This window comes from Streptomyces sp. NPDC049813 (assembly GCF_044465085.1).
In the GTDB taxonomy this organism is placed as follows: domain Bacteria; phylum Actinomycetota; class Actinomycetes; order Streptomycetales; family Streptomycetaceae; genus Streptomyces.
On sequence record NZ_JBITLI010000009.1, the window covers coordinates 1 to 12,776 of the forward strand.

Genomic DNA, 12,776 nt, shown 5'->3' on the forward strand with positions numbered 1-12,776 from the left:
CAGCCATCGGCTGCATCGACTTCCTGCGGCCGTCCAGCAACAGCCCCCGCAGATATAACGCACCCTTCGCCCGCTGGTCCCGACGCACCAGCGACGCGAACACCTCCGACGCGAACTCCTCCAACCGGCCCCGCACCGCGGCAAGCTCCCCAGCCCTCATACAGCCAGCGAACTACCACCCACCCACCACGACAAGACCACGTAACAAAGCACTACTAGGGCCTGTCCGCCGGACAGGCCCTAGCCCGTTCGGCTCAGCTCCCCCGGCCCGGGGGCGCGGCGGGGTCCATGGTCGTAGAGGCGCCTGTGCGTGCAGGCGTGTCTTCTACGTCGCCATGAGGGGACTCACGTGACCGACCCCGCAGCCCTGCCTCCGGAGCGCGACCGCGGGAGACCGCACGGGCCCGGCGGCGCGTCGCCCACCGGCGCCGGGCGCACCCGGCGGCGCAGGAGATGGCTGCGGTACGCCGCGGTCTGCGCGGCGCTGCTGGTGCTCGTGGCGGGCGGCACGGGCTGGATGGCGTACAGGAAGCTCAACGGGAACATCACGCAGGACGCGGACGCCGCCGCCGAACTCGCCCGCTACGAGAAGGAGCGGCCGAGCGTCCTCGTCGACGGGGCGCAGAACCTGCTGCTCATCGGCTCCGACTCGCGGGCCGGCGCCAACCGCAAGTACGGGCGCAACGACGGCACCCAGCGCTCGGACACCACGATCCTGCTGCACGTCGCCGCCGACCGGAAGAGCGCCACCGCCGTCTCCTTCCCGCGCGACCTGATGGTCGACGTGCCCTCCTGCCGGCGGCCGGACAAGAAGCGGACCGACCCGATGTTCGCCATGTTCAACTACGCCTTCGAGGTGGGCGGTTCGGCCTGCACCATCCGGACCGTGGAGAAGGTCACCGGGGTGCGCGTCGACCACCACATGGTCGTCGACTTCCAGGGCTTCAAGTCCATGGTGAACGCGGTCGACGGGGTCGAGGTGTGCCTGAAGAAGCGGATCGTCGACCCCGACGCGCACCTGCGCCTCGGCCCGGGCAAGCACGTCCTCGACGGCGAGCAGGCCCTCGGCTACGTGCGCGCCCGCAAGAGCCTCGGCAACGGCAGCGACACGGACCGGATGGACCGCCAGCAGCGGTTCCTCGGCGCGCTCGTCAACAAGGTGCAGAGCGACGGCGTGCTCCTCAACCCGGCCAAGCTCTACCCCGTGCTCGACGCGGCCACCTCCTCGCTGACCACCGACCCGGGGCTCGCGAGTCTGCGCGGGCTCTACGACCTCGTGCGGGGCATGCGCGGCATCCCCGCGGACCACATCCAGTTCCTGACCGTGCCGCGGCAGTCGTACGTCTACAACGCCAACCGCGACCAGCTCGTGCAGCCCGCCGCCGACCGGCTCTTCACCCGGCTGCGCACCGACGCGCCGGTCGTCGTCGCCAAGAAGGGCACCGCCGAGGCGCAGACAGAGGGCGAGCGCGCGTACGAGGAGGACGGGTACGCAGAGGGCGGATACGAGGAAGGCGGGGCAGGCGGGGAAGGCGGGTCAAGCGGGGCGGGCGGGTCAGGCGGATACGACGGCGACGGGTCCGCGGAGGACGGGAAGCCCGTCGTCCCCACCCCCGCCCTCTCCGCCGCCGCTGCCTCCGTCTCCGCGAGCCCCTCCCCCGCCCCCACTTTCCGCGGCGACACGGCCCGTCAGGACGACTGCCGGTGAGGCACTCCGGCCGCCTCAGGTAAAGCGAAAGTCATCACTAGGCACATAGGTTCAAAGAAATGAACCTAATTGACCGGTTGTAGGGGAGTGGAATTTGTCACCGCCGTCGCTCGACGCTGAACTGGGCGGATAGTGTGAGCGATCCGGTGCACCCGGCCATGCTGTCCTGGCGTAGTCGCGCACTGCTTACCGACTGACCGGGCGCCCGCTGTTGAGGGGGGCGAGGCGCCGCGTGGCCCCGACGGAGGATGCAGACAACCGTGGACGCGCAAGGCCGTGGGCGGGCTGACGACATCGATCCCGCAGACCAGTGGGTGCTCAACCCTCAGACTGGTGATTACGAACTGCGACTGACCCCTTCCGCTGGGGAGTCGAAGGTGCCGGGACCCCGTCGCACCGGGCCGCGGGGCGGGCCCCGTGACGACCGGCGCAACGAGCAGCGGGACGTGCCGCCGCAGCGCAGGCGGCGCGCGCCGCAGCCGCCGCCCGCGGGGGCGAACCGCCGCCGCTCGAAGACGAAGAAGAAGTCGACGGCCAAGAAGGTCCTGCTGTGGACGTCGGGCGGCGTGGCGTTCGTCGTCCTCGCCACCGCGGCCGGCGGCTACCTGTACTACCGCCACCTCGACGGCAACATCACCGCGCAGGACGTGGTCGGCGCCAAGGACGGCTTCAGCAAGGACGAGGCGTTCAACATCCTCGTCATCGGCACCGACAAGCGCACCGGCAAGGGCAACGAGGGCTACGGCGACAAGGGCAGCGTCGGTCACGCGGACACGAACGTGCTGCTGCACGTCTCCAAGGACCGGACCAACGCGACGGCGCTGAGCATCCCGCGCGACCTGATCGTGGACGTGCCGGACTGCCAGGCCAAGGACCCCGGGACCGGGGAGCTCAAGACGATCCCGGGCACGCCGAACGTGCGCTTCAACACCAGCCTGGGACAGAGCGACCGGGACGCCGGCTGCACGATGGCCACCGTCAAGGCGGTCACCGGGATCACCGTCGACCACTTCATGATGGCGGACTTCAACGCGGTGAAGACGCTGTCGAGCGCGGTCGGCGGTGTGGAGGTGTGTGTCGCCAAGCCCGTCGACGACCCGGACTCCCACCTGCAACTGCCCGCCGGCAAGAGCGTCGTCGAGGGGGAGAAGGCGCTCGCCTTCCTGCGTACGCGGCACAGTTTCGGCAACCAGGGCGACCTGGACCGCATCAAGGTGCAGCAGCAGTTCCTCGGTTCCCTCGCCCGGAAGATGAGTTCGGGCGACACCCTCACCAACCCGGGGAAGCTGACGAGTCTCGCCGAGGCCGCGACCAAGGCGCTCACCGTCGACAAGGGCATCGGGAGCCTGAGCAAGCTCAAGGACATCGCCCTGGAGATCAAGAAGGTTCCGCCGAAGAACCTGTCGTTCCTCACCGTGCCGGTCCGCGACAACCCGGCGGACGGTGTCGTGCACAAGACGGTCATCCTCCAGGAGTCGGCCGCGCCGCAGGTCTTCGACGCCATCAAGAGCGACGTGTCGCTGACCGAGACCAAGAAGAAGCAGAAGGCCGCCCAGGACGCGAAGCTCAAGGGCCCGAAGTCCGCGGCGGCCGACGTCCGGGTCGACCTGTACAACGGCAGCGGCAAGACGGGCGCCGCGCAGTCGACGCTGACCTGGCTGCAGAACAGCGAGGGCGTCGGCAAGTCCAGCCAGATGGGCAACAAGCCCGCGCAGGACAAGACGACGCTGGAGTACTCGCCCGACCAGGCCGACCAGGCCCGCCGGCTCGCCGACATCATGGGGCTGCCCGGTGCGGCGCTCAAGGAAGGCAAGAGCGAGACGAACGACCAGGGGCTGCCCGCGCTCGTCCTGATCCTCGGCAAGGACTTCAAGGGCGCGGGGACGCCCATCAGCGGCGGCACGGCGAAGGTCGACGCCGTCAAGACGACGGCCGACAAGACTGTTTGCGCCAAGTGACCAACCCAGGCCGCCCTTCGACTGTCTAACCAGGAGACAGCGGGGCGGCCTGGTCATGGCCGAGGGGCGGGGAGGGTGGGGCAGGACATGGGGCGAAGCGGTGTGCGCGGGGGCCATGCGGGGGTCGACGCACGGGAGGGTTCGGGCTCCGGTGAGCGGGGCCGGGGCGAGGACCAGCGGGAAGAGGCCCCGGCCGGCGGCGGAGCCGCGCCGCCGGGCCGCGGCTCCCAGGGCCACCGGCGCGCGGCCGGACGGCCCCGGCGGCGCAGGCACCGGATACTGCGCTGGACCGCGGGGATCCTCGCGGTCCTGGTGGTGGGCACGGCGGGCGCCGGCTACCTCTACTACCGCCACCTGAACGGCAACATCAAGAAGGACAAGCTCAACCTCGGCGAGAGCAAGGTCGCGAAGCCCACGCCGAACGAGGCGGGCCAGACACCACTCAACATCCTGCTGATCGGCTCGGACAGCCGGAACACGAAGGAGAACCTCCGCCTCGGCGGGCACAAGGAGAGCGTGGGCGCTCCCCCGCTCGCCGACGTGCAGATGCTGCTCCACGTGTCGGCCGACCGGAGCAACATGTCCGTGATCAGCATGCCGCGCGACACCATGGTGAAGATCCCCAAGTGCACCGCCCCCGACGGCAAGGTCTACGCGTCGTCCAGCTCTCTCATGATGACCAACGAGTCGCTGGGCCGCGGCGGCCCCGGTTGCACCGTCGCCACGTGGCAGGAGCTCACCGGCATCCACATCGACCACTTCATGAAGATCGAGTTCTCGGGCGTGGTGTCGATGGCCGACGCCATCGGGGGCGTACCGGTCTGCGTGAAGGAGAACGTCTACTCGCACACGACCAAGGGCGCGGGCTCCGGTCTCAAGCTGAGGAAGGGCACGACCGCCATCAAGGGGGAGGACGCCCTGCGGTGGCTGCGGACCCGGTACGGCTTCGAGGACGGTACCGACCTGGGCCGCACGCACGCCCAGCACATGTACATGAACTCGATGGTGCGCGAGCTGCGGGAGAACGCGACGCTCACCAACCCCAACCAGCTGCGCAAGCTCGCCGAGCAGGCCACCAAGTCCCTCACGGTGGACGAGGACATCGCCAGCGTCTCCAAGCTGTACGACCTGGCGAAGCAGTTGCAGAAGGTGCCCACCAAGCGCATCACGATGACGACGATGCCCACCGCGCAGTGGCCGCAGAACGTCAACCGGGTGATCCCCAAGGCCGACGACGCCGAGCAGTTGTTCACGATGGTCCGCGACGACGAGCCGCTCGACGGCAAGGCGTCCAAGAAGAAGCCGGACCTCACGTCGAAGGATCCGGCCGCCGCCGACGGCGCCATCCCGGTGCTCGTCCGCAACGGCACGGCGGCGGACGGCAGGCCTGCGACACTCCGGCGGGCGACGGCCGTGGTCACGGCGCTCCAGGGCAAGGGCTTCGCCCAGGCCAAGGTGGACCCGCAGAACCAGCCGGAGGCGAAGACCGTCATCGTCTTCCCGAGCGCCGATCTCGAAGGTGACGCGCAGGCCGTGGCGAAGGCCCTCGGGCTGCCGCTGACCTCGGTGCGCAAGTCGAGCGAGTCGTCCGGGGTGACCCTGGTCGTGGGCGCGGACTGGCGCAGCGGCGACACGTACCCGAAGTCCGCGGCGGCCGGTGAGGACAAGGCCCCGGAGTCCTCCCGTCCGCTGAACGGTGACGACACCGGCGCCTGCATGGAGATCCAGAAGGGCTACACCTGGTGACCGCGCCTGCGCCCCGCCGGACCCGGGTCCGGCGGGGCGCAGGCCACTGGCGTGCTCCGGGTCAGTAGGAGCCGGTACGCGTGTTCGCCATGCCCGCCGCCGAGTCGATCGCGGCCTGCGCGAACGAGGTCAGGCCCTTGTCATAGACCATGGGCGTGTAGCACTGGGTCTGCCCCTTGTTGATGGTGCAGCCGTACTGGCGCCCGTCGTTGTTGCGAATGATGTAGGCGTGCGCGCAGTCGTAGCCGGCGGAGGCGTTCCCGCAGGCCGACTGGGTGTAGTCGAGCGTGAGGCGGGCCCAGCCGGTGTGACACTTCAGGCTGTAGCGCATCTCGATGACGCCGAATCTCGAGTTGGCGTTCTTCACGACCGCCGACTGCACCGTCGTGGCGTCGCTCCCGCACCCGGCAGCGGTCGGGTCCTGGCCGTCGTACGTGTACGCCTGGGCACCCCCCGTACCGGCGATCAGGGCGATCCCGAGCCCCCCGGCCACCACACCTGCACGAGCGAAGTTCCTCATCCTGGAACGCACTTCGACCCCTCCTGGACATGCGTGAGTAGCCCGCGGCCGGTCCGCCGCGGACACCTGAGAGTGGAAAGCGCGGTCATCTGACCATCCGCATGCTGCCTGGTCAACTGCCTTTTGCGGGGCGGTAGTCGGGGCCCGGAGCCAGGGTCGCGGAATCGGCCATACCGCAGCGCTATCAAGCCATGCACACGCCAAGATCTTGGTCGGGCGACGGCAGGGTGATGAACTCGCGCCGCCGATCTTCACGCCGTACGAAGGACTTCGATGCGCAAGAAACTCGCCGCTGTGACCGTCTCGGCCCTGGCCATGGTCCTCGCGCCGCTGGCCACGACCGCCGACGCGTCGACCAAGAGCGACGTGGTGAGCACCGCCCGGTCCGCCTGCGGCTCCGCGTACAGCACCACGGTCGCCGCGGCCGACCAGGGAGTGCCCGGCAAGTACTACTGGTACGTCCTGCTCTACAACCCGTCCAACGGCTACAACTGCGCGATGCAGATCAAGGACAGCAAGAACGGCGACTACAACAAGGCGAGTTACATCGGAGTGGGCATCCGCGTCGCCGGCGGCAGCTGGCACGAGGACAAGGGCAACTACACCAAGTACGCGGGCCCGGTCTACGTCCACGCTCCCAACGAGTGCGTCTACCTGCACACGCAGGAGCCCGGCCACGAGTGGTGGAGCAACGCCATGGCCTGCAGCTGACCGCCCCCGCCCTCCCCTCGATCGACGCAGAAGGAGCAACCACCATGCGCATCCGACGTCTTGGCGGCATCGCCGCGACCCTGGGCCTGGCCGCCGCGGGCCTCGCCTTCACGGCCACGCCCGCCGCGGCGGCGACCTACAACGGCGCCTGCGGCTCCGGCTACGGCGTGATCGGCTCCAAGGACGTGGGTTCGGGGGTCGCCTACATCACCTACAACAGCTCCAACGGGTACAACTGCGTGGTCACGGTCAACGACTCGCCCGGTACGTCGAAGTACCTCGACGCCCGCCTGCGGATCCACCGGACCGACACGGTGTGGAAGTCGAACGAGATGGACGCGGGCACGTACAGCAGCTACGCGGGCCCCGTCTACGCCTACGCCAAGGGCAAGTGCATCGACTACGGCGGCGAGGCGGGCAGCAACAGCTACGTCCAGATCGACTACGGCGTGCACTGCGGCTGAGCCGCGCCTGCCGCGGAGCGGGAGACGGCCCTTCCGGGGAACGGGAGGGCCGTCTCCCGCTCCGCGTCCGTCAGGCCGGGGTAGGGCCCGTCGGTTCGGCACCTTCGCAGGCCCGGGGGTGAGGCTCTCGCCGTTCGCGTTACCGCCAACGGGGGACACCGGCGCGCGCCGCCCGGCCCGCTCCCCCGGTCCGCAGATCGTATCGGCCTACGGTGCTCGCGTCCCACGCCCGCCGACGCGGAGGTGCCCCGCATGCCCACGCCGCCCCGCTCCCCCGGCCGCCCGAGCCGATCGCCCCGGCCCCCGGGGGCCGCCCGCCCGGCCGAGCCGCTGCGCCGGCGCAGACCCCGGTGGGCGATGCGGCTGGCGACGGGGTTCTCGGTGACGGTGCTGGCCGCGGCGGGGGTCGGGCACGCGCTCGTCTCCGGCCTGGACACCGGGATCGTCCGGATCGACCCCTTCAAGGACATGAAGAACCGCCCCGCCGCCGGGCACGGCATGAACGTCCTGCTGGTCGGCACCGACGGCCGCGACAAGATCACCGAGGCGGAGCGGCAGAAGTACCGGCTCGGCGGGGCGCCCTGCCACTGCACGGACACGATCATGATCGTGCACATCTCCGCCGACCACGAGCGCGCCTCCGTGGTCTCGCTGCCCCGCGACTCGTACGCCATGATGCCGCCGCACACCGACCAGAACAGCGGCGACGAGCACCACGCGCACCCGGTGAAGATCAACGCGGCGTACGCGGAGGGCGGGCCGCAGCTGACCGTCCGTACCGTCGAGAACATGACGCACGTCAAGATCGACCACTATCTGGAGGTCGACTTCACCAGCTTCATGAAGACGGTCGACGAACTGGGCGGCGTCGAGGTCTGCACGGCCCATCCGCTCCAGGACGCCTACACCGGTCTCGACCTGGGCGCCGGTACGCACCGGCTGGACGGCGGCCAGGCGCTGCAGTACGTCCGCTCCCGGCACACGGACGGCGCGGGGGACCTCGGCCGGATGCAGCGCCAGCAGCGGTTCCTGGCGTCGCTGATCTCCCGGACGGCGTCGTCGGGGGTGCTGCTCAACCCGGTCAGGTTCCGCGAGGTCGCGCGCACGCTGCTCAGCTCCGTCCGTGCGGACCAGGGGTTCGGGACGCGGGAGATGGTGGACCTGGCGCGGGCCATGCGGTCGTTCACCCCGTCGTCGTCCGAGTTCACGACGGTGCCGATCGGGGACATCAGCTACGAGGTCGAGGGCATCGGCTCCACCGTGAAGTGGGACCCGGCCAAGTCGGAGAAGCTCTTCCAGGCGCTCCGGGACGACCGCCCGCTCGACGTACACCGCAACCGCAAGAAGGCGACCATCGTCGACGTCTCGCCGCAGCAGGTACGGGTCCGGGTGGAGAACGCGACGATGACGGCCGGGCTCGGGCAGAAGGCCGACGCCGCGCTGAAGGCGACGCACTTCCGGACGACCGGGGCGCCGGTGAACGCGGTGGACCGCACCGCGAAGCGGACGGTCGTGCTGTACGACCCCGGGTGGGACCGGTCGGCCTCCGCGCTGGCCACGGCGCTGCCCGGGGCGCGGATGGTGGCGGTGCCGGGGCAGGGGCCGGTGCTGAAGGTCCGGGTGGGGGCGGACTACTCCGGGGTCCGGCGGGTCCGGGCCGAGGAGACGGATCAGGGGGAGTCCGGGGTGGTCACCGGGGACGAGGTGGCTTGCGACTGAGGGGCGCCCCCCGGGGCGGAGCCCCTCGGCCCGGACCCGGGGATCAGTCGTGGTCGGGGTGCTGGGCGCGGAGTTCCTTGATGGCCCGGCGGCGGGCCAGGCGGTGCTGGCGGCGGATCTGGGCCTCTTGGTAGCGGCGCCGGTCGCGGTCGGTCTCCGGGATGACCGGGGGGACCGTGCGAGGCTTGCCGTCGGCGTCGACCGCGGCGAAGACCAGGTACGCCGAGCCGACCTGCTGCGCAGGCGTCGACTCGTTCCAGCGCTCCGCCAGGACCCGTACGCCGATCTCCATCGAGGTCCGGCCGACCCAATTGACCTGGGCCTTCACGTGCACGAGGTCGCCCACGCGGACCGGCTCAAGGAACGCCATCTCGTCCATGGAGGCCGTCACGGCCGGTCCGCCGGAGTGCCGTCCGGCCACCGCGCCCGCCGCGTCGTCCACGAGTTTCATGATCACGCCGCCGTGCACCGTACCCAGGAGGTTGGTGTCGTTGTGCGTCATGATGTGCGACAACGTCGTGCGGGAAGCCGCGGTGGGCTTGCCCGGAATGTCGGATTCCGTGCCGTGGGCCTGGTCTGTCATGCCACCTACCCTATGCGCGGCCGGAATGTGTCAGCTCTGCAACAGCCATGGCCCGATTCACCGACCGCTCTTGTAAGGCACACAGGGCCGCACGGCACACTTGCCCCATGAGCGATTGGCCCCAGGGGCGGAGCGACCGGCAGGGCGGCGGCAGCCGTGACGGTTATGGCCGTGGCAGCGCGAGCGCACGCCCCGAAGGGGCCCGTGTGATGCCGCACGTGCAGCGGCCCGTACCGCAGCAGCAGCCCCAGCCCGGCTACGACGACGGGTACGACCCGTCGCCCGGCCAGGGCTACGACAGCGGGTACAACACCGGCCAGGTCTACGGCCAGCCCAGCCGCGCCTCCGGCGGCGGTGGCGGTGCCGGCGGCGACGGCTACGGGCCGCCCGCGGGCCGCTCCGCGCGCCCCGCGCCGAACTGGCGCAAGCGCATCAAGTGGACCGCGATCACCGTGGTCACCGTGGTCGTGGTGACGAGCGTCTCCACGTACTTCTGGGCCGACTCCAAGCTCCACCGGGACGTCGACCTGTCCAAGGTCATCGACCGCCCGGAGGCGGGCGACGGCACGAACTACCTGATCGTCGGCACCGACAGCCGCGAAGGCATGTCCGACGAGCAGAAGAAGGAGCTGCACACCGGCTCCGCCGAGGGCAAGCGCACGGACACGATGATGATCCTGCACGTCGGGGGCAACGGGGACACGCTCGTCTCCCTGCCGCGTGACTCGAACGTCACGATCCCCAGCTTCAAGGGCGCCGAGTCCGGCAAGCTCTACCCGGGCACCGGCCGCCAGGTGAAGCTGAACGCGGCCTACGCCGAGGACGGCCCCGAGCTGCTGGTGCGCACCGTCGAGTCCAACACCGGGCTGCACATCGACCACTACGCGGAGATCGGCTTCGGCGGCTTCGCGAGCATCGTGGACGCGGTCGGCGGCGTCGAGATGAACCTGAAGGACGGCTTCAAGGACAAGTGGTCCGGCGCCGACTTCAAGGCGGGCAAGCAGACGCTGACGGGCCAGCAGGCCCTCGCCTTCGTCCGTACGCGGCACGCCTTCGCCGCGTCCGACCTCCAGCGCACCAAGAACCAGCAGGCGTTCCTCGCGGCGCTCGCCCACAAGGTGGCGTCCCCGTCGACGATCATGAACCCGTTCAAGCTCTACCCGACGCTCGGCGCGGGCCTGGACTCCCTCGTCGTCGACAAGGACATGAGCCTGTGGAACCTGGCCTCCATGTTCATGGCCATGAAGTCGGTCTCCGGCGGTGACGGCGACGGCACGTCGATGAACATGCCGACGAACGGCTCGGTCGGCGGCAACCTCCTGTGGGACAAGGCCAAGGTCAAGCAGCTCGTCGACCAGTTCAACAACGACGAGAAAGTGACCGTGACGGGCAGCTGAGGAGACCCCGGTCATGACCACCGCCCTCGTGCTCGGCGCGGCCGGCGGCGTCGGGCGGGCCGTCGTCGCCCGGCTCGCCGCCGGCGGGACGGACGTCGTCGCCGTCGACCAGGACCCGGCGGTCCGTCGACTGCCGGGCGTGGCCGCCTCGTTCGCCGGCGACGCCACCGATGCCGAGGTACTCGCCCGCGCCTTCGACGCGGCGCCCGAACCGCCGTCGGTCCTCGTCCACGCCCTGTTGTGGGAGCTGCGCGCACCCCTCTGCGAGGTGACGTCCGCCCAGTGGCACCGGGTCTTCGACGTGGGTCTCGTCTCCGCGTGGCAGGCCGCCGCCGAGCTGGTCCGGCGCAAGGCCGACGGGGCGGCCGCTTCGGTCGTCCTGGTGGGTTCGGTGCACGCGCACGGCGCCGTGCCCGGCTGCGCGCCGTACGCCGTCGCCAAGGCGGGACTCGGTGCCCTCGCCCGCGCGGCGGCCACCGAGTGGGGGCCTCTCGGCGTACGGACGAACGTCGTCGAGCCGGGGTTCGTCGCCGTCGCGCGCAACGCCCACCGCTGGCAGGACCCCGGTGAGCGGGCCCGCGTCGAGGCGGCCTACCCGCTCGGCCGCCTCTGCTCCCCCGCCGAGATCGCCGAGGTCGTCGCCTTTCTGGCGGGACCCTCGTCCTCGTACGTCAACGGGGTCTGCCTCCCCGTCGACGGCGGGGCGCTGGCGGTCCTCCCGGAGGTCGACCGCCAACGGCCGTGAGGTAGTTGGGTTACGGCAGGTTGCGCGCCATGACGATGCGCTGGACCTGGTTCGTGCCCTCGTAGATCTGGGTGATCTTCGCGTCGCGCATCATGCGCTCCACCGGGTAGTCGCGGGTGTAGCCGTAGCCGCCGAGGAGCTGGACCGCGTCCGTGGTGACCTCCATGGCGACGTCCGAGGCGAAGCACTTGGCCGCGGCGCCCTGGAAGGTGAGGTCGCCCTCGCGGCCGCCCGCGGCGACCCGCTCCGACTTGGCCGCCGCCGCGTACGTGAGCTGGCGGGCCGCCTCGATCTTCATGGCCATGTCCGCGAGCATGAACTGGATGCCCTGGAAGTCGGCGATCGGCTTGCCGAACTGCTTGCGCTCGCGGACGTAGCCCTTGGCGTAGTCCAGGGCGCCCTGGGCGACGCCGAGCGCCTGCGCGGCGATGGTGATGCGGGTGTGGTCGAGGGTCTTCATCGCCGTGGCGAAGCCGGTGCCCTCCTCGCCGATCATGCGGTCCGCGGGGATGCGGACGTTGTCGAGGTAGACCTCGCGGGTCGGCGAGCCCTTGATGCCGAGCTTCTTCTCCGGGGCGCCGAAGGAGACGCCTTCGTCCGACTTCTCGACGACGAAGGCGGAGATGCCCTTCGAGCGCTTGTCGGGGTCGGTGACGGCCATCACCGTGTAGTACTCGGAGACGCCGGCGTTGGTGATCCAGCGCTTCACGCCGTTCAGCACCCAGGAGTCGCCGTCGCGCACCGCGCGCGTCTTCATGCCCGCCGCGTCCGAGCCGGCGTCCGGCTCGGAGAGGCAGTACGAGAACATGCCGTCGCCCTTGGCCAGCGGGCCCAGGTACTTCTTCTTCAGCTCCTCGGAGCCGGAGAGGATGACGGGCAGGGAGCCGAGCTTGTTGACGGCCGGGATGAGGGAGGAGGAGACGCAGGCGCGGGCGACCTCCTCGATGACGATGACCGTGGCGAGCGCGTCGGCGCCGGAGCCGCCGTACTCCTCGGGGACGTGGACGGCGTGCAGGTCGTTGGCGACGAGGGCGTCGTGGGCCTCCTGCGGGAAGCGGGCCTCCTCGTCGACCGCGGCGGCGTACGGCGCGATCTTCGTCTCGGCCAGCGCGCGGATGGCCTCGCGGAGCATGTCGTGCTCCTCGGACGGGCGGTACAGGTCGAACTCCGGGGTGGAAGCCGATCCGGCCAAGGTGACTCACGCTCCAAGCGATGCTAATTACCG

At 70.4% G+C, this 12,776-nt stretch carries 12 protein-coding genes; 8 read left to right on the forward strand and 4 right to left on the reverse strand.

The window, feature by feature from the left end; translation table 11 throughout:
* Nucleotides 1-160, reverse strand: a 160-nt coding sequence (locus ACIBW6_RS19380; RefSeq protein WP_399061514.1) for a transposase, incomplete at its 3' end; no start/stop codon positions are given.
* A gap of 189 nt (nucleotides 161-349) precedes the next feature.
* Here ACIBW6_RS19380 and ACIBW6_RS19385 point away from each other — a divergent pair.
* From ACIBW6_RS19385 to ACIBW6_RS19395, 3 genes are all read left to right on the forward strand, one after another.
* Nucleotides 350-1,708 (forward strand): LCP family protein, encoded by a 1,359-nt coding sequence (locus ACIBW6_RS19385; protein WP_399061088.1) that lies wholly within the window; start codon nucleotides 350-352, stop codon nucleotides 1,706-1,708.
* 260 nt (nucleotides 1,709-1,968) lie between these two features.
* Nucleotides 1,969-3,666: an LCP family protein gene (locus tag ACIBW6_RS19390; RefSeq protein WP_399061090.1), complete on the forward strand. Its 1,698-nt coding sequence runs from the start codon at nucleotides 1,969-1,971 to the stop codon at nucleotides 3,664-3,666.
* Nucleotides 3,667-3,753: 87 nt separating this feature from the next.
* Nucleotides 3,754-5,412, forward strand: coding sequence for an LCP family protein (locus tag ACIBW6_RS19395; protein ID WP_399061092.1), 1,659 nt, complete (start codon nucleotides 3,754-3,756; stop codon nucleotides 5,410-5,412).
* Nucleotides 5,413-5,473: 61 nt separating this feature from the next.
* Here the strand turns inward: ACIBW6_RS19395 and ACIBW6_RS19400 are convergent, their stop codons facing one another.
* The gene (locus ACIBW6_RS19400) at nucleotides 5,474-5,944 is read right to left on the reverse strand and encodes a DUF2690 domain-containing protein (protein ID WP_399061094.1); all 471 of its coding nucleotides are present in this window, start codon (nucleotides 5,942-5,944) and stop codon (nucleotides 5,474-5,476) included.
* A 261-nt stretch (nucleotides 5,945-6,205) separates the two neighbouring features.
* On the opposite strand from ACIBW6_RS19400, the gene ACIBW6_RS19405 reads away from it, so the two are divergent.
* The 3 genes from ACIBW6_RS19405 to ACIBW6_RS19415 all read left to right on the forward strand — a co-directional run bounded on the left by ACIBW6_RS19405 (nucleotide 6,206) and on the right by ACIBW6_RS19415 (nucleotide 8,826).
* A complete protein-coding gene (locus ACIBW6_RS19405) occupies nucleotides 6,206-6,643 on the forward strand; it encodes a hypothetical protein (protein ID WP_399061096.1) in 438 nt (145 codons plus the stop codon).
* Between the two features lie 44 nt (nucleotides 6,644-6,687).
* Nucleotides 6,688-7,107, forward strand: a complete 420-nt coding sequence (locus tag ACIBW6_RS19410) for a spore-associated protein A (protein WP_399061098.1) — start codon at nucleotides 6,688-6,690, stop codon at nucleotides 7,105-7,107.
* 252 nt (nucleotides 7,108-7,359) lie between these two features.
* Nucleotides 7,360-8,826: an LCP family protein gene (locus ACIBW6_RS19415; RefSeq protein WP_399061100.1), complete on the forward strand. Its 1,467-nt coding sequence runs from the start codon at nucleotides 7,360-7,362 to the stop codon at nucleotides 8,824-8,826.
* Nucleotides 8,827-8,869: 43 nt separating this feature from the next.
* On the opposite strand, the gene ACIBW6_RS19420 is transcribed toward ACIBW6_RS19415, so the two are convergent.
* Complete coding sequence (locus tag ACIBW6_RS19420; protein ID WP_399061102.1) at nucleotides 8,870-9,409, reverse strand: acyl-CoA thioesterase; 540 nt, start codon at nucleotides 9,407-9,409, stop codon at nucleotides 8,870-8,872.
* A 107-nt stretch (nucleotides 9,410-9,516) separates the two neighbouring features.
* Here ACIBW6_RS19420 and ACIBW6_RS19425 point away from each other — a divergent pair, with 107 nt between their 5' ends.
* Both ACIBW6_RS19425 and ACIBW6_RS19430 read left to right on the forward strand, forming a co-directional pair.
* A complete protein-coding gene (locus tag ACIBW6_RS19425; protein WP_399061104.1) occupies nucleotides 9,517-10,806 on the forward strand; it encodes an LCP family protein in 1,290 nt (429 codons plus the stop codon).
* A 13-nt stretch (nucleotides 10,807-10,819) separates the two neighbouring features.
* Entirely contained in the window at nucleotides 10,820-11,551 is a 732-nt protein-coding gene (locus ACIBW6_RS19430) for an SDR family NAD(P)-dependent oxidoreductase (RefSeq protein WP_399061106.1), read from the forward strand.
* A gap of 10 nt (nucleotides 11,552-11,561) precedes the next feature.
* Here the strand turns inward: ACIBW6_RS19430 and ACIBW6_RS19435 are convergent, their stop codons facing one another.
* Nucleotides 11,562-12,743, reverse strand: coding sequence for an acyl-CoA dehydrogenase family protein (locus ACIBW6_RS19435; RefSeq protein WP_399061108.1), 1,182 nt, complete (start codon nucleotides 12,741-12,743; stop codon nucleotides 11,562-11,564).
* Between the last annotated feature and the right edge of the window lie 33 nt (nucleotides 12,744-12,776).